Below are 22,831 nucleotides of genomic sequence, written 5' to 3'. Positions count from 1 at the left end.
TCCAGGCCGGGTCAGGAGAAGTCGACCAGGAAGTAGTAGCTGGTCGTGTCGGTCCACACCCCGTCGGCGGTCCGGCCGCGCACCGTCATGGTGTGCGAGCTGACCGAGGTCGGCGTGTAGGTCACCGTGGCAACCCCGGCGGCGTTCGCCGCCACCGTCGCCGGCTGCCCGTCGTCGACGGTGTACTCGAACTCCACCACGCCCGGGCTGCCCTGCGTGAAGGTGAAGTCACCCGGTACGCCCACGCCACCGGCCCACTGGCCGGCCGGGTAGGTGCTCGACGTGACCTGCGGCGCCGTGCCGACCAGGAACGGGTAGTCGGTCTGCGGCGTGTACTCGCCCGCCTCGGTGCGGCCCCGCACCGAGAAGACGTTCGCGCCGTTGCGGTCCATGGTCACCGAGATCTCGGTGACCAGCGCGTCGGGCGTCTTCGGCACGCTCAGCCAGGCACCGCCGTTGAGCTGGTACTCGAAGGTGGTCACCTCGCCGATCTCGGTGTAGACGCCGAACCGGCCGACCGCGCCGATGCCGCCACGCGGGCTGTACTCGTCGTACGCGCTGCTCACGTTCACCCGGGGGTCGCGGACCCGGAAGTAGTACCGGCGCTCGGGGCTGACCGTGCCGTCGGCCGCCCGGCTGGTGACCGTCAACAGGGTGTACCCGGAGTGCGTCGGGGTGATCTCGACCGTGGCCTTGCCGTCCGCGCCGGCGGCGACGACCTGCTCCTCGCCGCTGTACTCCAGCGTGTAGCGGTACTCCGTCACGTCGGGGCGGCCCGGGCTGAAGGTGAACCGGCCGGCCTGGCCGGGCTGGCCGCCCTCGCCGTTCTCGGGGTAGTCGCTGGACGTCACCACCGGCGCGTCGCTGACCTCGAAGGTGTAGGTCCGAGTCGGCGAGAAGGTCCCGTCCAGGAATCGGGTACGCACCGTCAGCGTGTTGCTGCCGGAGTGGTCGGGGGCGAGCGTCACCCGGGCCCAGCTGTACTCCGGGTCCACGGTCTGCTCGGGCCCGTCGTTGAGGCGGTAGAGGTAGACGTCCACGTCCGGCATCGCGGTGTCGAAGTTGAACTCACCGGCGATGCCCACGCCGCCCCAGGCGCCGTACTCGTAGTAGGTGCTGGAGGAGACGTTGGGCTTGGTGTCGATGACGTTGAACTGGTACTCCGCGACCTCGGAGACGGTGTCGTCGGCGCTGACGCTGCGCACGTGCAGCGTGATCCAGCCGGGCTCGGTCGGCGTCCAGCGCAGGACCGCCGTGCCGTCCGCCGCCGCGTCGAGGCGCCGGAACTCGTCGTTGCCGAACGTGTACTCGTACGCCACCACACCGGTCCGGCCGGGCCGGAAGGTGAAGCTGCCGGGACGGTCCACCACCCCGTCGTGGTCCGGGAAGTCGAAGTCGGCCGACTCCACGGTCGGGGTGTCGCGGACCGACACATTCTCGGTGTACCCGCCGACGAACTCGCTCCCGACGTAGCTGCGTACCTGGACCTTGATGGTGCCCGCCTGGGTGAACACCACCGGCACCTCGGTCGTGCCGTCGGCGTCGGCCGGGACCCGGGTCTCGTCGCCGTCACCGATCCGGTAGCCGAACTCGGTGACCCCCTCGACGTTGGTGGAGATGGCCAGCTTGCTGGGCAGTCCGACACCGCCCACCGTCACCCGCACCTGCGGTGCCGTGGACCTCACGAAGAACTCGTACTGCGCCGTCTCCGAGGAGTTCGAGGCGCTGTCCACACTGCGCACGCTCAGCGACTCGAAGAACGAGGTCGGGGTGTATTCGAGGGTGACGTCCGCACCGGGTGTGGGCGCGGGGATGTAGTTGTACGTCTCGCCGTAGCGCCCCCAGTAGTAGCCGACCACGTCGGCCGACCCGTTCGCCTTGAACGTGAACGTCCCCGGAACTCCGGAACCACCGTGCGCCTCACCATCGTTCGGATACTTCGTCGAGGTGATCACGGGGGTGGCCGGACGCTGCGCGTCCACCTTCACGTAGCACGGTTTGGCCCACTCGGAGAAGTCGTGACCGTCGTAGGCGCGGGCGGTCCAGGCCACCACGGTGCCGTCCGGGTACTGCGACATGTCCCATTCGACCTTCGAGAACGCGCCCCCGTAGCTCGACCCGAACTGCTCGGCGCGCTGGTCCTCGTGGCCGACCGGCCAGGCGGCGAACTGCCCGTTGTATTCGGAGTCGTAGGCGTCCGCGTCCGCGCCCTTGACCATCAGGCTGTAGTAGCGCGGCCCCACGGGCTGCGGCTTCTCCGCGGTCCCGCAGGCCCAGGAGGGGAACTCCAGACCGATCTGCCCCACCGTCGGCGCGTGGTTCGCCTCGGTGTGGATGACCGGGAACGGGCGGAGCTTCCGGCCGTGGGAGAGCTTGCCCTCGTAGCCCTGCGGCACCCGGATCTCGACGGTCAGCGTGTCGCTGTTCTGGTTCGCCAGCTTCTGCAGGGCGGGCATGATGTCCCACACCAGATAGCCCGGGCAGGCGGCCTCCCCGCCGGCCTGGACGGTGCCGAGCAGCTCACGCCGGCGCGGCGCCGAGTCCCAGCTCGTGGTCGCCTTGATCGGATCGGTGCGCCACAGCTCGACCGGCTGGGCCGTCGCGCAGTCCGCCGCCGACCGCTCCGCGATGACCAGGTCCGCCTTGTGGACGACAGCCGCGCGGAAGCGCGAGACGTCGAAGGTGAAGTAGGACCGGGACTTGTGCTTCGCGCCGGCCGCATCCGTCCAGGCGCCGATCGGCGCGTCCCCGGAGGGGTTGATGAACGATTTCTTCGGCTGCGCCGAGTCCGTGTAGGCCCAGCCGGACTTGCTGACGTCCCGCTGCTCGTAGGCCTGTGCCGGGCTGGCGTTGATACTGATCAGGCCGGCACCGAGCACAATGCCCAGTGATGCGGCAAGCAATCTTCGTGCGTGCACGACGATGCCCCTTCCCCCGTGGACGGTGGCGTAGGTCGCCATCGAATCGCCCGGAGCGTATCGAGGGACGGCAACGTCCGCCTACGCGGTTCGGGTCGTCTGGGACCCCCCAACCGGCCCACAGTCTCCTGGTCAGACATACCCCAGGGGTGCACCTGCTGCCTGCGCCGAGGCCCTTGCAGGCGCCCGTCGACAGAGGAAGCCACACCTAGTCAGCCGATGGAAGGTTTCCGCTCACATACACGCCCTTGCCCTGATGGCCTTCGACCAGCCCTTCAGCCTGCAGGATCAGCAGAGCTGATCGAACCGGCTCGGCGGAGACGCCGTACTGCGCGGACATCTCGCGCAGGGAAGGCAGCTTGAACCCCGGGCCGTACTCGCCCGAGCTGATCTTGTCGCGGATGTCCTGAGCAATGCGCTGACGGTCTGGGATTCGGGGCATGGCAACTCCTGGTAGGCCCCAAGATCCTCCCACGCCGCCAGCTCGGCAGCCAAGACTTCGCGTGCTTAGCATGTTCGGCTCTTGTTCTTTGCATGCTTTGCATTGTATGTTGGCCGCGGAAGCCCGGCACTGGAACGCCTGGTAGGCAACCGGCCTCCCGGTTGGGCCTCCACCGTCGCTGGCACGGCCAACTTCGCTGGTCGGCTGTGCCAGCACCCCAACGTTGAACGCAAGCGTCCCTGCTGCCGTACCCCGAACAGGCCGCTGGGACGGCCGGCCTCTGCCAACCGCAACCCGCCGAGGCCGCCCCCACCACTTCGACGTGACCCGACGAAGGGCGGTCCCTGTGCACAACTTGATCCGGCGGCTGGCGAGCCGACGCGACGAGAGACAACGAATCGCGCAAACCAACAGAAGCCAGCCGCTCCGCCCCTGGCAGATCCGCGAGCGGTGCTTCAACGTCCGCCGGCGCGGCCTCGACCCCGTCGAGATCCGCACCTTCCTCCACCAGGTCGCCGACGAACTCACCGTCGCACAGACCGCCCTGCAAGCCGTCCAGGAGGAGAACCTCCGCATCAAGAACGCCCTGCGCAGTTGGCAGAGCGCCCAATCGGCGAACCGCCTCTACCGATGACCGACCGTTGGGTGATCCACCTGCCGGTCACGGCCCCCGACCTGCACCGCGCGAGGATCTTCGCCCGCACGGCCGCCCGCCTGCTCGCCCAGCTCAGCGCCCGCGTGGAGCCCGGCGGCGTTACCGTCTCGCCCGAAGACCAGCAATCCCTACGCCACTGGGTGTTCTGCGACCGCCCACTACCCAGCGGCGGCCGCTGCGCCCTACCGGTCGACCACACCTCACCCTGCGCACGACGCGCACCCTGGCTCACCCGCCGCTGAGCGCGACCGGTGCCGCGGCAAGCGCTGACCGAATGGCGACCGGCCCAGCGGGTACGCACACCGGAGGCAGGTCGGGAAGACGCCCTGCTGCGGAAGCGCCATCTCAGAAGAGAAGAGGCACGCGATGAAGGACAGAATTCTCACCCCGATCAAAAGGGCGACAAAGAACATCCAGGTACGCCGTAGACGGGGAGACAGCCTGATCACCAAGGCGAAGGCCACCCGGCCCGGCCGGATCTTCCAGTAAGCCCGACACCGGACCGCTCGGTGAAGACAAAGCGCGCTCGGCCTCCACGAAGGCCGAGCGCGCTCAAGGCTACGAACGGCGCAGGTAGCCGGCCCGCCGGCCGAAGTCCTGGAACCCGAGCCGCCGGTACAGCGCGGCCGCCGGGTTGTTGTCGTTGACGCAGAGCCACACCTCCCGCGCCCCGTCGCCCGCCAGCCCCCGCAGCGCACCGGCCACCAGATACGCCCCGACCCGCCGCCCGCGCCACCCGGGAACCACACCCACCTGGTCGATCCAGTTGTCGATGACGTTGACGAAGCCCACGGCGGCACCGTCCGGACCACGCGCGATGAGCGACAGATCCGCCCGGTACTCGTCGTCCTCCCCCAGCTCGCCCAGCCACTCCTCGGCAGTGGGCGAACCGAAGCCGGGCCGGTCGGCGAACGACGCCCAGTAGGTCGAGAACAGCTCCGGGCCGAGCGTCACCGGCTCGGTCGTCACGCCGTCGGGAGGGGTGACCGAGGGAACGCCGCCGAGGTCGTGGCGCTGCACCCACTCGGTGAACGTCCGGTCGAAGCCGCGCGCCGTGAACAGGGCGTCCGCGCCCGGGCTCCACGACTCGGTGGTCACCAGCAGGTCGGCGTCACCCGCCTGCTCAAGAGCCCAGCTCAGCAGCCGCCCGCCGAGACCCCGCCCCCGCCAGTCGGGATGCACCAGGCCCGTGGTGGTGGCCGGGCGCCCGCCGAGGCCGACCCCCACGGCCGCGACCAGGCCGCCGTCGTGCCAGGCGCCGAGGGTACGCGTCTGGAGCAGCCGCGCCCGCAACAGCGAGGTACGGGCGAACAGCGGCAACCCACCATCGACGGCCAGGCACGCCTCGGCCAGCCCGGTCAGCTTCCCGAGGTGCTCCTCGCCGAATTCCTTCCAGATGAGCCCGTCCACGTCCCACCCTCCATAACAATCGCCGCTGCGCAGTAGGCCCGGCGCCCGGGACCGGTGTCAACCGGATTCGTTGTCGTAGGTACCTGGGAGCATCGGGCACATGGCGACCTCGAAGCAGCCGGTGACCGTGCCGACCGACGCCAGCGTCGACGACTTCCTGGCGGCCGTGCCGGACGACCGCCGGCGGGCCGACGCCGAGCGCCTGTGCGCCCTGTTGCGCGAGGTGACCGGCGAGCCCCCGGTCATGTGGGGTCCGAGCATCGTGGGCTTCGGCACCTACCGCTACACCTACGGGAGCGGGCGCACGGGCGACTGGCCGCTGGTCGGCTTCTCGCCCCGCAAGCAGCAGCTCGTCGTCTACCTGGTGGGCGGCTACGAGGAGCGCTACCCGTCGGTGCTGGCCCGGCTCGGCCCGCACAAGACCGGCAAGGGCTGCCTCTATCTGAAGCGACTCGATGACGTGGACGAGAGCGCCCTGCGCGAGCTGGTCGACCGCACGGTCCGGGTGCACAAGGGCGTCGACCGGGCCAGCCAGGGCTGACCGGAGGCGGGGGTCAGGTCGCCACCTGGAGCACCGCGTCGGCGAACGCCTCCGGTGCCTCCTGCGGCAGGTTGTGCCCGACGCCGCCACTTACGGTCCGGTGTTCGTACCGGCCGGAGAACCGCCCGCCGTACACCTTCGGGTCGAGATGGGGTGCGCCGTTGGCGTCCCCTTCGAGGGTGATGGTGGGCACCCCGATGCTCGGGTTCGCGGCCAGCTTCTGCTCGACCTCGTCGTACTGCGGCTCGCCGGGGGCGAGGCCGAGGCGCCAGCGGTAGTTGTGGATCACGACGTCGACGTGGTCGGGGTTGTGCAGCGAGGCGACGCTCCGGTTGAACGTCTCGTCGTCGAAGGCCCACTTCGGGGAGGCCGTCCGCCAGATCAGCCTGGCGAAGGCGTCGAGGTTCTTCGCGTACCCGTCCCGGCCCCGGTCGGTGGCGAAGTAGAACTGGTACCACCAGGCGAGTTCGGCCGGCGGCGGCAGCGGTGTGCGCCCCGATTCCTGGCTGGCGATCAGGTAGCCGCTCACCGAGACGAGGCCCTGGCAGCGCTCCGGCCACAGCGCCGCGATGATGTCGGCCGTGCGGGCACCCCAGTCGAACCCGGCCAGGGTCGCCTTCGGCACCCCGAGGGCGTCCAGGAACGCGACGGCGTCGAGGGCCAGGGCCGCCGGCTGGCCGTTGCGCATGGTGTCGTCCGCCCGGAACCGCGTCGTGCCGTATCCGCGCAGGTGCGGCACGAGCACCCGGTGACCGGCGGCCGTCAACCGGGGTACGACCTCGGCGAAGCTGTGGATGTCGTACGGCCACCCGTGCAGCAGGAGCACGACCGGCCCGTCCGGCGGCCCGGCGTCGACGTATCCGACGTTCAGGACACCGGCGTCGACCTGCCGCAGGTCCGTGAACGACGCTGCTGGTCCGCTGGCGTTCATCCGGCCGCTCCTCGGGCTCGCCTCACCGACGCTTGCACGCTAGAACCGGATGAGGGGCACTGGCGGCGTTCCGGTGAAGGCGTTCCGCGCGACGCCGGCCCGGCTAGGATCCGCCGCCCTCATGCCGACGTGGAACACCAGCTCGGCGAAGTGGCGCCATCAGCCGACCCGCGACCCCGCCACCTCGGCGACCTGGCGGCTCCAGCCAACCGCGACCCCTGCACCAGCGGGCGCGGCTCACAGCACCCGGGTGGCCTGCTCCGCGGCGGCGCGGGCGTCCCGGTCGGCTGGGTCGAGGTTGGCGCACAGCACCACGGACGCCCCGGCCGCGAGCGGGGCGAGCAGCCACTTCAGCGGCTGCTCGTGCTCGGCCGCGTCGACCAGCAGCCGGTCGCCGGCCCGCAGGTCGAGCTGTTTGGCGTACTCCCGGGCCACCGCACCCCACTCGCCGTAGCTGGTGCCGTCGGGGCTGGCCGGATCGGACGGGCGGAGAGCGCCCAGGCCGGGCGAGATCTCGGGGTGGCGCAGCACCTCGGTGGACCAGTCCAACCACCCGAGGGGCACCGAGGACAGCGGGCCGGGGCCGGTGCCGACGAGGTAGCGGTGCGTCCCCTCGGGCACGTCCTCCAGCCAGTCGTCGAGGCGTTCCGGGGTGACGAACACCGCGTCGTACGGCCGGTCGGCGCCGGGTTCGAGGACCGGCAGCCCGGCCAGGGCCCGGGGCCGGAACGAGACCGCCAGGCCGACCGACCAGGCCCCGATGAGCACGGCCGCGGTGCGCCAGTGCGGTGGCAGCAGCACGGCGACCCGGTCGCCGCGGCGCAGCCCGCAGCCGTCCCGGAGCAGCCCGGCGCTGCGGGCCGCCCATGCGCCCAACTGCTGGGCTGTGAGGTCGGTGCGCTCGCCGGTGGCGCCGTCGAGGTAGCTGAGCAGCGGCTCGCCGGTCGCGACGGCGACGGGTGCGGGGTCGGCCATCGGGTGCACTCCTCCCTGGCGGTCAGCTCACCCTAGCCGGGTGAACCGGTCGACCAGGATGGCCAGCCGCCGCTCGTGTTCCTCCCGTCGGAGCCGGCCGTTGCGCATCAGCGTGACCAGGCCGTGCAGCCCGCTCCAGAAGCTCTCGGTGAACGTCTCCAGGTCGTCGTCACCGGCGAACGGGCGCAGGGTCTCGGCCAGCTCGGCGAAGGCCCGGGCCAGCTCGACCGGCGTGTCCTGGCTGGCGAAGGACAGGGCGACGGGGAGGTTGAAGATCGCGTCGTAGAGGGCCGGCCGGCGTTCGGCGAAGTCGGCGTACGCCGTGGCGATGCCGGCCACGGCCTGCCGCGGGTCGGTCGCGGCGGCCCGGGCGGCGGCGACCTCGGCGGCCAGATCGGCCGAGCCTTCCACGGCGACCGCGGCCATGATCGCGTCCTTGCCCTTGAAGTGGCTGTAGAGGACGGGCTGGCTGTACTCGATCTCGGCGGCCAGCCGACGGGTGGTGACCGCGTCCCAGCCCTCCGACTCGGCCAGTTCCCGGGCCGCGGCGATGATCGCCCGTTCCCGTTCCGCCCGCTCCCGTTCGCGCCGCGCCTGAATCGACATGCCGGAACTCTAGCACCGCTAGCCAATCTGCCGATGCTCTGCTAGCGTCGCTCTCACCCCTAGCACTGCTAGCAATCGGAGCCAGACATGCTCAGCGCCATCGCCTACGGGCTCGCCGTCGTCCTCAGCCTCTTCTGCGTCCTCATCGGCGCCCGGTTCCTCCTGGCGCCGCGGGCCTCGGCCGCCGGCTACGGCGTGCCGGTCAAGCCGGACGAGGACCCCGCCTACCTCACGATCAAGGGCCTGCGGGACCTCAGCTACGGCCTGCTGGGCCTCGCCCTGATCGCCTTCACCAGCGCCGAGGCGGTCGCCTGGTACATGCTGATCGTCGCGATCAACCCGTTGGGAGACACCCTCATCGTGCTGCGTCACGGCCGGAAGGCCGTCGCCTTCGGCGTCCACTTCGCCACCGCCGTGGTGGTCCTGCTCAACGCCGTCCTGCTGTTCGCCCTCTGAGCCACACCCGCCGGAGAGCCTGCTGGAGGTGCAGGAGCTCTACGACATGTACTTCCGGAGCAACACCGCTTGGGACGCCCGCCGGTGACCCGCAGAACAGGGCTGCCCGCGACCGTTCGGGTCGCGGGCAGCTCGTCGCCGGTGGAGAGACCGGCTACTGCTTGACCTTGACGACGTCGGCCGGGCGCTTCACCGTCACCGTGACGCCGTAGTCGAAGAGTTCGAGCGTCGAGCTGAACGTGCCCGTGTCGAGCCGGCCCTTCGCCGTCGACTGCCAGGTGCCGGTAAGGGCCACCGTCGCGATCCGGCCGTCACCGTCGAGCGTGACGTCACCGGCCGTGGTGGTCGACCCGACCTTGTCCGACGTCGCGTACTCGAAGTGCAGCGTCCCGTCGGGGTTCTCCGAGATCGTCGCATTCGCGCTCTTGAGCGCCGTGAACAGGGCCGCCGGGTCGGGCGACGCGGCGCCCAGGACGGTGTTCCCGTCGCCGTAGAGGGACAGCCGGTCATACCGGCCCGGGTACTGGCCGTACCGGCCGTACGTCTCGCCGGGGCCCGTCTTGTCGGCCGGCACCTTGCCCCGGGGTCGCTCCCCGCCCTCGTACCGGGTGCCGTTGATCAGCAGCTCGGTCATGACGGAGTCGTCCTGAGCGACGTGCACATAACCGGTGGCCGTCCTCGGGTCGAACGCGCCCTCGTACGTGAGTCCCTGCGGCCCCGAGTTGGTCAGCCGCATCCGGTAACTGATGTTCTCGCTGGCGGCGGCGGCCGAGACCAGCCGGATCGCCGGCGAGGCCGGCGGCGACGCCTGGGCGGTGACGCCGGGGCGCCGCGGCGCCGGCGTCGTCGCCACGGTCGCCGCGGTCGCGACGCCCAGCGCCAGCAGCGCACATGTCGCACCGGCCAGCGCGGTCGTCCGGCGGCGGCGGGCCCGCCGGCCGCGTTCCAGCAGCGCACCCACCGGGGGTACGGAGCCCGGCTCGCCGTCGACGATGTCGTGCAACCGGTTGGCGAGCCGCTCATCGAGCGTGTTCATGACTGATCACCTGCTTGTCGAGTGGGAGGGTTCGTCGAGGAAGTGGCGGAGCTTGTCCAGCGCCCGGGCGTTCTGGCTCTTGACGGTGCCCACCGTGCAACCGAGCAGCCGGGCGACCTCGCGTTCGGTCAGGTCCTCGTAGTGGCGGAGCACCACCACGGCCCGTTGCTTCGCGGGTAGCGACGTGAGCGCCCGGCGCAGCACGACGGCGTCGGGGCCGACGTCACCGGCCGGGGCGGCGCGGTCGGGGACGTCCGCGACGAGGCTCTCCCGGCGGCGTCGCCGCCAGCCGGACGTGTGGTTGTTGACCAGGGCGCGGCGCAAGTAGGCGTGCGGGTCGTCGAGCCGGGACAGCCGCCGCCACCGCTCGTACACCTTGACCAGGCTGTCCTGGAGCAGTTCCTCGGCCCGCCACCGGTCGCCGGTCAGCAGCATGGCCAGCCGGATATGTCGCTGCCAGGCCACCTCGACGAAGGCGACGTACGACCGGTCCGCCGCGGACCGGGGTTGCGTTTGGTCGGTCACGCCCCTAACACGTGGCCACGTCCCAGAAGGTTGTCAGCGCAGCGGCAGTTCCGGGCCACCGTCGAGCAGCGGGGCCAGCAGGTCGCCCTGCTTCTCCACCCGCTTGAGCACCTCGGTGGCCGTGTACGGCTTCGTCGACGGCCGCTTGCCGGCCGCGCCCGCCTCGACCTCGTCCCAGGTCAGCGGGGTGGACACCGAGGGCACCTCCTGGGCCCGCAGCGAGTACGGCGCCACCGTGGTCTTGGCCGCGTTGTTCTGGCTCCAGTCGATGAAGACCTTGCCCGGGCGCAGGTTCTTCGCCATCTTCGAGACGATCTGCTTGGGCTGCGCCTTCTCCAGCTCCTGCGCGATCCGCCTGGCGTAGGCCGACACGTCGTCGGCGTCCTGCGTGCCGGCGATCGGGCAGCAGAGCTGCATGCCCTTCTTTCCCGAGGTCTTCGGGTGCGAGTCGATGCCGTCCTCGGCCAGCCGGTCCCGCATGAGCAGGGCCACCTGGCAGCACTGCCGCAGCGCCGCCGGGGCGCCCGGGTCCAGGTCGACCACCATCATGTCCGGGTGCTCGCCGACCTTCCACTGCGGCGTGTGCAGCTCCAGCGCGGCGAGGTTGGCCAGCCAGACCAGGGTGGGCAGGTCGTCGGCCACCACGTAGTCGATGGTCTCCCGCCCCTTGCTCGACCCGGGGGCGGGCAGGTTCTCGGTGCGTACCCAGGCCGGGGTCGCGGCGGGCGCGTTCTTCTCGAAGAACGAGCCGCCGTCGACACCGTTGGGGAAGCGGATCCGGGTCAGCGGCCGGTCCTGAAGATGCGGCAGCAGCACCGGGGCGATCCGCGTGTAGTAGTCGATCACCTCGCCCTTGGTGAAGCCGGCCTTCGGGTAGAGCACCTTGTCCAGGTTGGACAGCTCCAGCGCGCGACCCTCCACGTCCACCTTCAAGCGGTCAGCTGGCATCGTCGACCTCCTCGGCAGGCTTGTCCGGGCGCAGGCGCAGGATCCGGGGGAAGCGCAGCCGGCCGTCCGGCGTCCGCTGGCCGTACTTGACCTCCACCACGACCTCGGGAGTTACCCAGATCGCGCCGCGTGCATCCTCGCGGGGCACATCCCCGGCGAACGGCGACCCGGCGGTGCGCAGCGGCTCCAGCTCGCGCAGCAGCTCACGCTCGATCGCCGCGCCGATCCCGCCGCCCACCCGGCCCCGGAAGGTGAGCCGCCCGTCCGGCCGGGGCACCCCCACCAGCAGGCCGCCGATCTTCCGCGCGCCCGGCCGCCAGCCGCCGACCACGAAGTCGCCGGTCACCTCCAGCTTGACCTTCACCCAGTCCGGCGAGCGCACCCCGGGCCGGTAGGCCGACTCGACCCGCTTGGCCATCACCCCCTCCAGGCCGTGCTCGCCGGCCGCCGCGTAGGTGGCCGGGCCGTCGGCGAACACCGGCGGCACCGCCCAGCGGGCGGCGCCGAGCCCCAGGGACTCCAGCGCGGCGCGCCGCTCCCGGTAGGGCCGGCCGGTCAGGTCCGCGCCGCGGAGCCGCAGGACATCGAAGATCATGTACGTGACGGGGGCGGCCGCCGCGAGCCGGGCGGCCTTGACCGCGTTGCGGACGTGCATCCGCTCGGCCAGGGCGGTGAACGAGGGCTGGCCGTCGGTGAAGAGCACGACCTCGCCGTCGAGCAGCGCGTCGTCGACCTGCTCGGCCAGGGGGATCAGTTCGGGGTACGCGGTGGTGATCTCGACGCCGGAGCGGGCGTACAGATGCTGGTGGCCGCGGCTGATGTCGGCGAGCGCGCGGACCCCGTCCCACTTGAACTCGTACGCCCAGCCGTCACCGGCCGGGAGCTGCCCGGTCATCGCGAGCATCGGCTTCAACGGCGCGCCGGGCACCTTCTGACTCTAGTTGAGCACGGAAGAGGGTGCGTCCCGTTCGATCATTTGCGATTCTGGTCAGAACCGGGGAGAGGAGCGCGTCATGCGGGCGATCTGGAAGGGAGCGGTGTCGTTCGGCCTGGTGTCGATCGGGGTGAAGGTCTACTCCGCCACCGAGGAGAAGGACATCCGCTTCCATCAGGTGCACCGCGAGGACGGCGGCCGCATCCGCTACAAGCGCACCTGCTCGGTCTGCGGCGAGGAGGTGACCTACGACGACATCGCCAAGGGCTACGACATCGGCGGCGGCGAGATGGTCATCCTCACCGACGAGGACTTCGCCGAGCTGCCGCTGACCACCTCGCACGCCATCGACGTGCTGGAGTTCGTGCCGGCCGAGCAGGTCGACCCGATCCTCTACAACAAGGCGTACTTCCTGGAGCCGGAGGGCTCGGCCACCAAGCCGTACGTGCTGCTGCGCGATGCCCTGTCCGACTCGGAGCGGGTGGCGATCGTGAAGGTGGCGCTGCGCCAGCGGGAGCAGCTCGCCACCCTGCGGGTCCGCGAGGGCGTGCTGCTGCTCAACACCATGCTGTGGCCTGACGAGATCCGCCAGCCGGACTTCGGCTTCCTCGACGAGGACCTGAAGGTACGCCCGCCGGAGCTGGCCATGGCCAGCTCGCTGATCGACTCGATGGCCGGGGAGTTCGAGCCGGACGCCTTCACCGACGACTACCGGGCGGCGTTGCAGGAGGTCATCGACGCCAAGATCGAGGGCCGCGAGGTGGTCCAGCCGGAGGAGGAAGAGGCCGCGCCGGCCGCCGCCGTGGACCTGATGGCCGCCCTGAAGGCGTCGGTCGAGCGGGCCCGGGCGGCCCGGGGCGAGGCGCCGGAGGGCGGGGCGGGCGAGCCGACCCCGATCTCGGCGGCGCGCTCGGCCCAGAAGGCGGCCAAGGCCACGAAGGCCCCGGCCAAGAAGGCGGCCGAGAAGAAGGCGCCCGCGAAGAAGGCGCCCGCCAAGAGGGCGGCGGAGAAGAAGGCCGAGCCCGCCAAGAAGGCCGCCGCCAAGAAGACCCCGGCGAAGAAGGCGCCCGCCAAGAAGGCCGCCGAGAAGAAGGCCGCCCCGCGCAAGACCGCCTGACGTCGAGGGGCCGGTCCCGGCCCCTCGACGGACGAGGGTCAGCCCCGGCCGAGCCGCTCGGTCGGGGTGATCCGGACGATCACCCGCTCCTCGCCGGGGCGGCGGAACGGGTAGGTGTCCTGGCCCAGGTACTTCTGGGCCATCCGGTCGATGTGCTCGTCCGCGCCCTCGGTGACCAGCTCGGCGGTGCCCTTGACCCACAGGGTGCGGAAGTCGTCCGCCTTGTCCACCACCGAGACCGCGACCGTCGGGTTGCGGGCGATGTTCACGTACTTCTGCCGGCCCTTGGCCGTGTTGAACACGATGTGCTCGCCGTCGGTGTCCACCCACACCGGGGTGACGTGCGGGGTGCCGTCGGCCTCGATGGTCGCCACGTGGGCGAGCTGCGGCTCGGCGAGCAGGGCCAGGTCTTCTTCGGTGAGGATCGCCATGGTCGAGAACCTACCTCCCGGACCCGGTCGTCACCGATGTTCCGTCCCGCCCGCCGGGGGCGCCCTGTCGGGATCGAGACCGGCCGAGGGAGCACCGCGGGCGCATGGGCGGGTACCGTGTGCGCTGGCCTCGGCGGCGGCCCGCCGGGGGCACCCACCCCACCCAGCAGGGAGTCGACGTGAGCGAGCGCGTGGAGAACCGGTCGGCGGGCCAGAGCCCGGGCACCAAGGCGGAGCGGCGGCTGGCCGCCCAGCTGGCGGCGAAGAAGGCCGCCGAGGCGAGGCGCCGCCGGCAGTCGATCCTCGGCGCCGCCGCAGGCGTGCTCGCCGTGGCGCTCGTGATCGGCGGCATCGTCTGGAAGAACAGCGGTGACGACGACAAGCCGGCGAGCACCGCCGCCTCGGCCAGCGCGAGCGCTCCGGCCGCCGAGCCCACCGCGCCGGCCGCCCCGCAGCTCCCCGCCGACCTCGACCCGGCGCTGAAGACCAAGCCGGCCGTCGCGGCAGGCAAGGGCGAGCTCAAGAAGCTGACCGTGACCACGCTGGTCAAGGGCAAGGGCGCGGCGGTCAAGGCCGGCCAGCAGATCACCACCAACTACGTGGGCGTGTTCTACAAGGACGGCAAGGAGTTCGACGCCTCCTGGAACAGCGGCCAGCCGGCCACCTTCCCGATCGGCGTCGGCCAGGTCATCCCGGGCTGGGACCAGGGCCTCGTGGGCGTGCCGGTCGGCAGCCGGGTGCAGCTGGACATCCCGGCGGACCTGGCGTACGGCAACGACGCCGCGGGCGGCCGTCCGGCCGGGCCGCTGCGCTTCGTCGTTGACGTGCTCGCCGCGCAGTAGCTCACAGCAGGCTTCCGTCCGGTCACCCAGCGGCAGTAGGTTCATGGTCACCGTGGGCGGTCCACCCGCCCGCGGCGACCTGCCCACCGACCCGGAGGTGCACGTGGCGGCGCTGGACGACACCGGCCTGGCCCGGCTGATGTGGACACATTTCGAGCCGGTCCACGCGGTGACCTACTTCCACCCCCGGGCCCGCTCGGCGTACGAGGCGGTCGGGTTGCGCGGCTACTGGCGGGGCTACTTCGCCGGCCGGGCCGCCCCGCTCGGAGCGGTCGCCGCGCCGACCGTGGTGGCCGCCTTCTTCAGCTTCGCGCCGTCGATGGTGGCCCGGGCGCTGCCCTCGGTGTGGCGGCTGGCCACGCCGGAGGAGGCACTGCGCGCCCGGCTCACCGGCGCCGTGCAGGCCCTCGCCGAGTTCACCTACGAGCTGCCCGAGTCGCACCTGGTCGAGGCCGCCGACCTGCTGGAGGAGGCGGCCGGGCAGGTCGAGACGGCCGGCCGCGTGCTCGGCGCGGTCAACGCCGCCCTGCCCCGGGGCGAATACCCGCTGGCCCGGCTCTGGCAGGCCGCCACGACGCTGCGCGAGCACCGGGGCGACGGGCACGTGGCCGCGCTGGTCACGACCGGCCTGACGCCCGTCGAGGTGGTGGCCTGGCGGTGCCGGGCCGACCAGTCCCGCGAGTTCCACCAGCCGGCCCGGGGCTGGACCGACGAGGAGTGGGCCGCGGCCGAGGAGCGGCTGGTCGAGGCGGGCTGGCTGACCGCCGGCCGGGAGCCGACCGGGCACGGCACCGAGACCTTCCGGGCCGTCGAGGAGGCCACCGACCGGGCCGCCCTCGGGCCGTGGCGGGCGCTCGGCGCGGAGCGCACCGCGCGGCTGCGCGAACTGCTCGAACCCATCGCCACCCGGTGCCGCACGATCATCCCGCCGAAGGCCCCGATCGGCCTGCCCGCGCAGCGCGGGTCCGCGAGGGACGCGTCGGCTCCGGCCCGCTGAGCGCCCCCGTTCCGGCAGGATGGGGTACGTGGTGGACGCGGTGCTCTTCGACCTGGACGGCGTGATCGTGGACTCCGAACCGGTCTGGGAGGAGGTCCGGCGGGCGTACGTGGCCGAGCACGGGGGCACCTGGCAGCCGGACACCCAGCGCCGGCTCATGGGGATGAGCACCGGCGAGTGGGCCGCGTACCTCAGCGGCGAGCTGGGCGTCGACCGCACCCCCGAGCAGGTCGCCACCGAGGTCGTGGCGGAGATGACCCGGCGGTACGCGCAGCGCGTACCCCTGATCGACGACGCGGACGCGGTCGTGCGCCGCACGGCCGCGCGGTGGCCGCTGGGGCTGGCCAGCTCCTCGCCCACCCGGCTGATCGCGGCGGCGCTGGACGCGACGGGCCTGACCGACGTGTTCGGCGCGACCCTGTCGACCGAGGAGACCGTCCGGGGCAAGCCCGCGCCGGACGTGTGGCTCGCGGTGGCGGCGCGGCTCGGCGTGGACCCGGCCCGGTGCGTGGCCGTGGAGGACTCCTCGAACGGGGTCCGCTCGGCGGCCGCGGCGGGCTGCCGGGTGGTGGCCGTCCCCCACGGCTCGTACCCGCTGGATCCGGACGCGGTGGCCCTGACGGCCGCACTGCTGCCCTCGATCGACGCGCTCACCCCGGAGGTGGTGGAGCGGCTCGGCTGAGGCTGATGTCCGCGGACCGCCCGGTTGTACGGTTTCCGGGGTGCGCCCGATCGGAATGATCGCGGGGCGTCCGGGTAGCGCAGCCCGCAGGACGGCGGAGGGGACGGCGATGAAGGCGATCGTGTACGAGAGCAACGGGGACGCCTCGGTGCTCCAGCTGGTGGACCGGCCGGTGCCGGAGCCGGGCCCGGGCGAGGTGCTGGTGCGGATGGCCGTGGCCGGCGTGAACCCGACCGACTGGAAGGCTCGCCGCGCCTGGCCGCTGCCGCAGGGCTGGCAGATCCCCGGGCAGGACGGCGCCGGGGTGATCGAGGCGGTCGGCGAGGGCGTCGACCAGATCCTCATCGGCGAGCGGGTCTGGCTCTGGGAGGCGGCCTGGCAGCGGCCGTGGGGCACGGCCAGCGAGTACACGGTGGTGCCGGTCCGGCACGCGGTGAGCCTCGGCTCGGCCTCGTTCGACCTGGGCGCGGCGCTGGGCATCCCGTTCATGACCGCGCACCGCTGCCTCACGGCCGGCGAGTTCATGCCGGACAAGCTGCACGCCGGCGCCTTGAGCGACCACGTCGTGCTGGTGCAGGGCGGGGCGGGCGCGGTCGGCAACGCGGCGATCCAGCTGGCCCGCTGGGCCGACGCGTGCGTGATCGCCACGGTGAGCAGCCCGGAGAAGGCGCAGCTCGCCGCGGCGGCCGGGGCCAGCTTCGTGATCAACTACCGCGAGCAGGACGTGGTCGAGGAGGTCCGCAAGGTCGCGCCCCACGGGGTGCACACGATCGTCGAGGTCTCCGCCGCCCGCAACGCCGCCGCCGACGTGCAGTTGCTGCACACCGGGGGTGCGGTCTGCGTCTACGCGGACGACGGCGGCGAGCAGGTGACGCTGCCGATCCGGGCGCTCATGATGCCGAACGCCCGCTGGCAGTTCGTGCTGATCTACACGGCGCCGAAGGCGGCCAAGGCGCAGGCCGTGACCGACATCGCGGCGGCGGTGGCGCAGGGCGCCATCCGGGTGGGCGACGAGGCCGGCCTGCCGCTGCACCACCACACGCTGAAGGCGGCCCGGGCGGCGCACGAGGCCGTGGAGAACTCGGTGGTCGGTAAGGTGCTCATCACGACCAGCGACACGTGAGAACGCGAAACGTATTTCGCCATCATCGGGACAGAGGCGAACAAGTTTCGCGAGAATGACATTGCGGGTCGCCCCGCATGGACGGGCGGCCCCGGCGCGGTGCGAACGCCGGGGCCGCCCTCTGGGGAGGAATGTTCACGAGGAACAGGTCCTACCCGTGCTGGCGACGCTACGCCGGAAAGTGTTACGGCGCGGTCAGTTCCCGCACCTCCAGGTCGCCCTCCGCGTAGCGGGAACGCACCACCTTCTTGTCGAACTTGCCGACGCTGGTCTTCGGGACCGCGTCGATGAACGCCCAGCGCTCGGGCAGCTGCCAGCGCGCCACGGACGTCGCCAGGAACTCCCGCAGCTCCTCCGCGGTGACCGAGGCGCCCTCCCGCACCACCACGGTGGCGAGCGGCCGCTCGTCCCAGCGCTCGTCGGGCACACCCACCACGCACGCCTCCAGCACCGCGGGGTGCGCCATGAGCGCGTTCTCCAGCTCGACCGACGAGATCCACTCCCCGCCCGACTTGATGACGTCCTTCGCGCGGTCGGTGAGGGTGATGTAGCCGTCCGGCGACAACGTGCCGACGTCCCCGGTCCGCAGCCAGCCGTCCCGGAACTTCTCCTCGTCCGGGATGTCGTCGCCGACGTACCGGGCGGTCACCCACGGCCCGCGGACCTCCAGCTCGCCCACGGACGTCCCGTCGGCGGGCAGCGGCTCGCCCAGCGGGCCGACGATGCGGGCGGCGACCCCGGCCGGCACCCGGCCCTGGGTGTAGCGGTAGCGCCACGCCGTCTCGCCGGTCGCGCCGGCCGGCGGCCGCGAGACCGAGCCCAGCGGCGACATCTCGGTCATGCCCCAGGCGTGGATCACCTCGATGTGGTGCCGGTCGTGGAAGGCGTGCATGAGCGACGGCGGGCAGGCCGAGCCGCCGACGATCACCTCCTGCAGCGAGGAGGTGTCGACGTCGTGGCTGTCCAGGTAGGACAGCAGGTCGGTCCAGATGGTCGGCACCGCGCCGGCCAGGGTGGGACGCTCGGCGGCGATCATCGCGGCGATCGGCTCGGCCTGGAGGAACCGGTCCGGCATGATCAGCGACGCGCCGGAGAGGAACGCCGCGAAGGGCAGGCCCCAGGACATAGCGTGGAACATCGGCACGATGGCCAGCTCGCGGTCCTTCGGGCCGAGGCCGAAGCCCTCCGGCATGCACACCTGCAGGGAGTGCAGGTAGATCGAGCGGTGCGAGTAGGCGACGCCCTTGGGGTTGCCGGTGGTCCCGGAGGTGTAGCAGAGGGCGGCGGCGTCGCGCTCGTCCACCTCGGGCCAGTCGAAGGTGTCGGGCCAGTCGGCCAGCAGGGCGTCCCAGTGGTGGACGGTGATCCGGTCGCCGGTCGCCGCCAGCAGCGGGGCCGGGTCGCCGCCGCCGACCACCACCACGTGCCGCACCGTGGTCATCTCACCGATGACCCGGGCCAGCAGGGGGATCAGCGTGGTGTCGACGAGCACCACCCGGTCCTCGGCGTGGTTGGCGATGTAGGCGACCTGGTCGGGGAAGAGCCGGATGTTGAGGGTGTGCAGCACCGCGCCCATGCTGGGCACGGCGAAGTAGGCCACCAGGTGCTCGTTGTTGTTCCACATGAAGGTGGCGACCCGCTCGTCGCCGGTCACCCCGCACTCGTCGCGCAGCGCGTGGGCCAGCCGGGCGGCCGTCCTGCCGACCTCGGCGTACGTCATCCGGCGGGGCTCGGCGCCGGTCCACGTGACGACCTCGGCCGTGCCGTGCACGGTGGAGCCGTGTTCGAGGATCCGGGCGACCTGGAGGGGGGCGTCCATCATCGTGCTACGCATGGGTAACAACGTAGTGTCGCCGGTCACACGAACGGAACCCCCGGAACGGCCGAGCCCGACCAGGGAAGCTGCGTAGATTGTCCGGGTGAGCATCTCGTGGGCCGACTCGTACGTGGGGCAGCTCCGGGCCCTGGCCGGTGACCGCACCCTGATGTTCGTCGGCGCCCGCGCCGTGGTGCGGGACAACGCGGCCCGGGTGCTGCTGATCCGGCGCTCGGACAACGGCCAGTGGGCGCTCCCGGCCGGCGCCATGGAGCTGGGCGAGTCGATCGCCGACTGCGCCGTCCGGGAGGTGCGCGAGGAAACCGGCCTGCGCGCCCTGCGGGTCTGCGCGTTCGCCCTCTACACCGGCCCCGACTTCACCAGCACCAACATGTACGGCCACACCTACCAGGTCTTCACCACGGCGTTCCGGGTCGAGGAGTGGGACGGCGAGCTGGCCCGGATGACCGACGAGACCACCGACGCCGGGTTCTTCCCCCCGGAGGAGCTGCCCACCCCGCTCTCCGGCAGCGTTCTCGAGACCCTCGCCGACCTGGACGTCTTCGAGCAGACCAACCGGCTCATCCTCAAGTGACGGCGCCGGCCGCCACCGGCCGCCCGTCACCGGCCGCTCCGGGGGCCTGCCCACCCGGCCGGGCGCCGGACCGTTCCGCGCCGATCCCGGCCACCACGACGAAGGCGATGCCGGCCACCGCGGCGGGGCCGGGCACCTGACCCAGCGCCACCAGGCCGACGACCAGGGCGATCGCGGGCTCCAGGCTCATGAGCGTGCCGAACGCGGCGGTGGTGAGCCGGCGCAGTGCCAGCAGTTCCAGCACGAACGGGACGACGGGCAGCAGCACGGCCAGCCCCAGGCCGGCCAGGAGCACCGGCCAGGTCAGGTCGCCGAGCACCGACGGACCGACCACCACGGTGGCGACCACGGCGGCCACCGGCATGGAGACCGCCAGGCCGCGCACGCCCGAGACCTCGTCCCCCACCCGCTGGGTGAGCAGGATGTACGCGGCCCAGCAGGCCCCCGCCCCGAGCGCGTACGCCACCCCGGCCGGGTCCGCGCCGCCGTGCCACGGCTCGGTGAGCAGCAGCACCCCGACCGCGGCGAGCGCGGGCCACAGCTTGGCACCGCCCCGGCCGCGCGCCACGGCCACGCCCAGCGGCCCGAGGAACTCCAGCGCGCTGGCCGTACCCAGGGGCAGCCGGGCCACGGCAGCCATGAACAGGATCGTGACGCCGGCCGTCACCACGCCGAGCGCCACGCAGGCCCGCAGCGCGGAGCGGGTGAACGCCGACGGGCGGGGCCGGACCACGACCGCCAGCAGCACCCCGGCCCAGGCGAGGCGCAGCCAGGCGGCGCCCTCGGGGCCGACCCGGTCGAAGAGCCCCACCGAGGCGGCCAGCCCGAGCTGGACGCAGGTCATCGAGGCGACGGCCATGGCGGTGCCGGCGCGGGCCGGGGTCACGGTGGTCATAGGGCCAGTAGAGCCGGTCCCGACCCTTCGCGTCCACGTGCCGTTCCTGGACGAACCATTCGGTAATCGTGAACAATCGGCCCGTGGACCTGCGTCGCCTGCGCCTGCTGCGCGAACTCGCCCGGCTCGGCTCGATGCGCCAGGTCGCCGACGAGCTGCACGTCACCACGTCGACCGTGTCGCAGCAGCTCGCGGTGCTCGCGCGGGAGGTGGGCGCCGAGCTGATCGAGCCGCACGGACGGCGCGTCCGGCTCACCCCGGCCGGGCGCCGCCTGGCCGAGCACGCCGTGACGATCCTGGCCGCGGTCGACGCGGCCCGGCTCGACCTCGACCCGAGGGCCGAGCCCGCCGGCACCGTCCGCGTCGCCGGCTTCGCCACCGCCGTCCGGCGCTCGCTGCTGCCGCTCACCGCCCGGCTCGCGGCGGACCACCCCCGGGTACGCCTCCGCATCGACGAGCACGAGCCGGCCGAGGCGTACGCGGCGCTCGCCGCCGACGATGTCGACCTCGCGCTGACCTACGACTACAACCTGGCCCCGCTCGCGCCGGATCCCACGCTCGACGCCACGCCGCTGTGGTCGGCGGGCTGGCACCTCGGGGTGCCGTCCGGCGCGACACCCGGCCCGGCGGCGGACGCACCGGCGGTCTTCGCCCGGTTCGGGGACGCCGACTGGATCGTCAACTCCCGCAACACGGCCGACGAGCTGGTGGTCCGGACCATCGCCTCGATGGCCGGCTTCGAGCCGCGGATCGTGCACCGGGCCGACAGCCTCGACCTGGTCCAGGACCTCATCGTGGCCGGACTGGGCGTCGGCCTGCTCCCCGGCGACCAGCCCACCGCGCCCGGCGTCGGCCTGCTGCCGCTGACCGGACCGCAGGCCCTGCTGCGCGCGTACGCCGTGACCCGCCGCGGCCGGGCGGCCTGGCCGCCGCTGGCGCTCATCCTCGACCTGCTCACGGCCGAACCCGCGCGCTGAACCTGGCATCCTGTCCTGGTGGCTGAACCCCTGGACGGCTCGCTCGCCGATGCCGAACTGGCCGCCTTCATCGCGGCCGGCCGGCAGGATCCGGGGCCGCCGGCCCGTGCCGTGGGGGCGGCGGAACTGCGCCGCGCGCAACGGGTCCGCGTCGCGGCGCGCCCGCGCGGCCCCGAGATGGCCCGCGTCGAGGAACTGACCGTGGGCACGACCGGCGTGCCGGCCCGCTGCTACCGGCCGGCGGACACGGTCCGCGCCCTGGTGGTGTTCCTGCACGGCGGGATGTGGACCATCGGCGACCTGGACTCGCACGACCGGGCGTGCCGCCGCCTGGCGCGCGCGACCGGCGCGGCCGTGCTGAGCGTCGACTTCCGGCGGGCTCCGGAGCACCCGTGGCCGGCGGCCGTCGACGACTGCGTGGACGTCGTCCGGTGGGTTGCGGCCGGCGGGACTTCGCGAGCCGGCATCGAGGGCCCGACGGCCGTCATGGGCGACAGCTCCGGCGGCAACCTCGCCGCGCTCGCCTGCCTGCGCCTGCGCGACGAGGGCGGGCCACTCCCGGCCGCCCAGGTCCTGGCGTATCCCAACACCGATCTGACCCTCTCCCACCCCAGCGCCCGGACGATGGCCACGGGGTGGGGCCTCGCCAGCGACGATGTCGCCTGGGGCGCCGAGCAATGGGTCCCGGACCCCGCCCGCCGCGCCGACCCCGGCGTCAGCCCGGTGTTCGCCCCCGACCTCGCCGGGCTCCCGCCGGCCGTCGTCGTCACCGCGGAGCACGATCCGCTCCGGGACGAGGGTGAGGCGTACGCGGCCCGGCTGGCCGCCGCGGGCGTACCGGTCCGGCATCGCCGCGAGGCCGGGATGATCCACGGATTCCTCACCCTCGACACCGTCTCACCTGCCGCGGCGGCGGCCGGAGACCGGCTACACGCCGACGTCGCCGACCTGCTCGCCCACCTCCGGTGAGGTGACGTCG

Annotated in this window: 25 protein-coding genes; 12 read left to right on the top strand and 13 right to left on the bottom strand. The window is 72.6% G+C overall.

What is annotated here, in order from left to right:
- Positions 1-11: 11 nt before the first annotated feature.
- Together GCE86_RS28035 and GCE86_RS28030 are read right to left on the bottom strand one after the other, a co-directional pair.
- The gene (locus tag GCE86_RS28035; protein WP_204341667.1) at positions 12-2,960 is read right to left on the bottom strand and encodes an RHS repeat domain-containing protein; all 2,949 of its coding nucleotides are present in this window, start codon (positions 2,958-2,960) and stop codon (positions 12-14) included.
- 166 nt (positions 2,961-3,126) lie between these two features.
- A complete protein-coding gene (locus tag GCE86_RS28030) occupies positions 3,127-3,360 on the bottom strand; it encodes a winged helix-turn-helix domain-containing protein (protein ID WP_154229682.1) in 234 nt (77 codons plus the stop codon).
- A 367-nt stretch (positions 3,361-3,727) separates the two neighbouring features.
- On the opposite strand from GCE86_RS28030, the gene GCE86_RS28025 reads away from it, so the two are divergent.
- Positions 3,728-3,994 carry a DivIVA domain-containing protein gene (locus GCE86_RS28025; RefSeq protein WP_338106338.1) on the top strand — a complete coding sequence of 89 codons (267 nt, stop codon included), beginning with the start codon at positions 3,728-3,730 and terminating at the stop codon, positions 3,992-3,994.
- Positions 3,991-4,257 carry a hypothetical protein gene (locus GCE86_RS28020; RefSeq protein ID WP_154229680.1) on the top strand — a complete coding sequence of 89 codons (267 nt, stop codon included), beginning with the start codon at positions 3,991-3,993 and terminating at the stop codon, positions 4,255-4,257. The genes GCE86_RS28025 and GCE86_RS28020 overlap by 4 nt, the downstream gene beginning before the upstream one ends.
- Positions 4,258-4,573: 316 nt before the next feature.
- Here GCE86_RS28020 and GCE86_RS28015 read toward each other — a convergent pair whose 3' ends face one another.
- Positions 4,574-5,425 carry a GNAT family N-acetyltransferase gene (locus GCE86_RS28015; protein ID WP_154229679.1) on the bottom strand — a complete coding sequence of 284 codons (852 nt, stop codon included), beginning with the start codon at positions 5,423-5,425 and terminating at the stop codon, positions 4,574-4,576.
- Between the two features lie 100 nt (positions 5,426-5,525).
- Between GCE86_RS28015 and GCE86_RS28010 the strand changes: the two genes are divergently transcribed.
- A complete protein-coding gene (locus tag GCE86_RS28010) occupies positions 5,526-5,966 on the top strand; it encodes a DUF1801 domain-containing protein (RefSeq protein WP_154229678.1) in 441 nt (146 codons plus the stop codon).
- Positions 5,967-5,979: 13 nt separating this feature from the next.
- Here the strand turns inward: GCE86_RS28010 and GCE86_RS28005 are convergent, their stop codons facing one another.
- The 3 genes from GCE86_RS28005 to GCE86_RS27995 form a co-directional block, all read right to left on the bottom strand.
- Complete coding sequence (locus tag GCE86_RS28005) at positions 5,980-6,897, bottom strand: alpha/beta fold hydrolase (protein WP_154229677.1); 918 nt, start codon at positions 6,895-6,897, stop codon at positions 5,980-5,982.
- Positions 6,898-7,134: 237 nt separating this feature from the next.
- A complete protein-coding gene (locus GCE86_RS28000; protein WP_154229676.1) occupies positions 7,135-7,872 on the bottom strand; it encodes a TIGR03089 family protein in 738 nt (245 codons plus the stop codon).
- A gap of 27 nt (positions 7,873-7,899) precedes the next feature.
- On the bottom strand, positions 7,900-8,478 hold the full coding sequence (locus GCE86_RS27995) for a TetR/AcrR family transcriptional regulator (protein ID WP_154229675.1): 579 nt from the start codon (positions 8,476-8,478) through the stop codon (positions 7,900-7,902).
- Between the two features lie 87 nt (positions 8,479-8,565).
- Between GCE86_RS27995 and GCE86_RS27990 the strand changes: the two genes are divergently transcribed.
- Positions 8,566-8,934 (top strand): DUF4267 domain-containing protein, encoded by a 369-nt coding sequence (locus GCE86_RS27990; RefSeq protein ID WP_154229674.1) that lies wholly within the window; start codon positions 8,566-8,568, stop codon positions 8,932-8,934.
- 154 nt (positions 8,935-9,088) lie between these two features.
- Here GCE86_RS27990 and GCE86_RS27980 read toward each other — a convergent pair whose 3' ends face one another.
- Genes GCE86_RS27980 through ligD (GCE86_RS27965) form a run of 4 tightly spaced genes read right to left on the bottom strand, consistent with a single transcriptional unit; the run spans position 9,089 to position 12,371 of the window.
- Complete coding sequence (locus GCE86_RS27980; protein ID WP_154229673.1) at positions 9,089-9,970, bottom strand: hypothetical protein; 882 nt, start codon at positions 9,968-9,970, stop codon at positions 9,089-9,091.
- Positions 9,971-9,976: 6 nt separating this feature from the next.
- Positions 9,977-10,495, bottom strand: a complete 519-nt coding sequence (locus GCE86_RS27975; RefSeq protein WP_154229672.1) for a SigE family RNA polymerase sigma factor — start codon at positions 10,493-10,495, stop codon at positions 9,977-9,979.
- Between the two features lie 33 nt (positions 10,496-10,528).
- Positions 10,529-11,443 (bottom strand): non-homologous end-joining DNA ligase, encoded by a 915-nt coding sequence (gene ligD, locus GCE86_RS27970; RefSeq protein ID WP_154229671.1) that lies wholly within the window; start codon positions 11,441-11,443, stop codon positions 10,529-10,531.
- On the bottom strand, positions 11,433-12,371 hold the full coding sequence (ligD, locus tag GCE86_RS27965) for a non-homologous end-joining DNA ligase (RefSeq protein WP_154229670.1): 939 nt from the start codon (positions 12,369-12,371) through the stop codon (positions 11,433-11,435). The genes ligD (GCE86_RS27970) and ligD (GCE86_RS27965) overlap by 11 nt, the downstream gene beginning before the upstream one ends.
- 85 nt (positions 12,372-12,456) lie before the next feature.
- Here ligD (GCE86_RS27965) and ku point away from each other — a divergent pair, with 85 nt between their 5' ends.
- The gene (gene ku / locus GCE86_RS27960) at positions 12,457-13,494 is read left to right on the top strand and encodes a non-homologous end joining protein Ku (protein ID WP_154229669.1); all 1,038 of its coding nucleotides are present in this window, start codon (positions 12,457-12,459) and stop codon (positions 13,492-13,494) included.
- A gap of 38 nt (positions 13,495-13,532) precedes the next feature.
- Here the strand turns inward: ku and GCE86_RS27955 are convergent, their stop codons facing one another.
- Complete coding sequence (locus tag GCE86_RS27955) at positions 13,533-13,925, bottom strand: PPOX class F420-dependent oxidoreductase (RefSeq protein WP_154229668.1); 393 nt, start codon at positions 13,923-13,925, stop codon at positions 13,533-13,535.
- Positions 13,926-14,029: 104 nt separating this feature from the next.
- Here GCE86_RS27955 and GCE86_RS27950 point away from each other — a divergent pair, with 104 nt between their 5' ends.
- The 4 genes from GCE86_RS27950 to GCE86_RS27935 all read left to right on the top strand — a co-directional run bounded on the left by GCE86_RS27950 (position 14,030) and on the right by GCE86_RS27935 (position 17,569).
- Positions 14,030-14,767 (top strand): FKBP-type peptidyl-prolyl cis-trans isomerase, encoded by a 738-nt coding sequence (locus tag GCE86_RS27950; protein ID WP_154229667.1) that lies wholly within the window; start codon positions 14,030-14,032, stop codon positions 14,765-14,767.
- Positions 14,768-14,906: 139 nt separating this feature from the next.
- On the top strand, positions 14,907-15,764 hold the full coding sequence (locus GCE86_RS27945) for an SCO6745 family protein (RefSeq protein ID WP_204341806.1): 858 nt from the start codon (positions 14,907-14,909) through the stop codon (positions 15,762-15,764).
- A 28-nt stretch (positions 15,765-15,792) separates the two neighbouring features.
- Entirely contained in the window at positions 15,793-16,446 is a 654-nt protein-coding gene (locus GCE86_RS27940; protein WP_154229665.1) for an HAD family hydrolase, read from the top strand.
- Positions 16,447-16,555: 109 nt separating this feature from the next.
- Entirely contained in the window at positions 16,556-17,569 is a 1,014-nt protein-coding gene (locus tag GCE86_RS27935; RefSeq protein ID WP_154229664.1) for an NADPH:quinone reductase, read from the top strand.
- A 184-nt stretch (positions 17,570-17,753) separates the two neighbouring features.
- Here GCE86_RS27935 and GCE86_RS27930 read toward each other — a convergent pair whose 3' ends face one another.
- Entirely contained in the window at positions 17,754-19,403 is a 1,650-nt protein-coding gene (locus GCE86_RS27930; protein ID WP_154229663.1) for a fatty acid--CoA ligase, read from the bottom strand.
- An 85-nt stretch (positions 19,404-19,488) separates the two neighbouring features.
- Here GCE86_RS27930 and GCE86_RS27925 point away from each other — a divergent pair, with 85 nt between their 5' ends.
- Positions 19,489-19,980, top strand: a complete 492-nt coding sequence (locus GCE86_RS27925; RefSeq protein WP_154229662.1) for an NUDIX domain-containing protein — start codon at positions 19,489-19,491, stop codon at positions 19,978-19,980.
- On the opposite strand, the gene GCE86_RS27920 is transcribed toward GCE86_RS27925, so the two are convergent.
- A complete protein-coding gene (locus GCE86_RS27920; RefSeq protein WP_154229661.1) occupies positions 19,973-20,875 on the bottom strand; it encodes an EamA family transporter in 903 nt (300 codons plus the stop codon). The two genes, GCE86_RS27925 and GCE86_RS27920, sit on opposite strands and share 8 nt — an antisense overlap.
- Before the next feature lie 83 nt (positions 20,876-20,958).
- Between GCE86_RS27920 and GCE86_RS27915 the strand changes: the two genes are divergently transcribed.
- The gene (locus tag GCE86_RS27915) at positions 20,959-21,852 is read left to right on the top strand and encodes a LysR family transcriptional regulator (protein ID WP_154229660.1); all 894 of its coding nucleotides are present in this window, start codon (positions 20,959-20,961) and stop codon (positions 21,850-21,852) included.
- Between the two features lie 18 nt (positions 21,853-21,870).
- On the top strand, positions 21,871-22,821 hold the full coding sequence (locus GCE86_RS27910) for an alpha/beta hydrolase (protein ID WP_154229659.1): 951 nt from the start codon (positions 21,871-21,873) through the stop codon (positions 22,819-22,821).
- Positions 22,822-22,831: the final 10 nt, after the last annotated feature.

Source organism: Micromonospora terminaliae (assembly GCF_009671205.1).
GTDB lineage: Bacteria > Actinomycetota > Actinomycetes > Mycobacteriales > Micromonosporaceae > Micromonospora > Micromonospora terminaliae.
The sequence above is the reverse complement of the archived record's forward strand: the minus strand, read 5'-3'. Positions and strand labels throughout refer to the sequence as shown.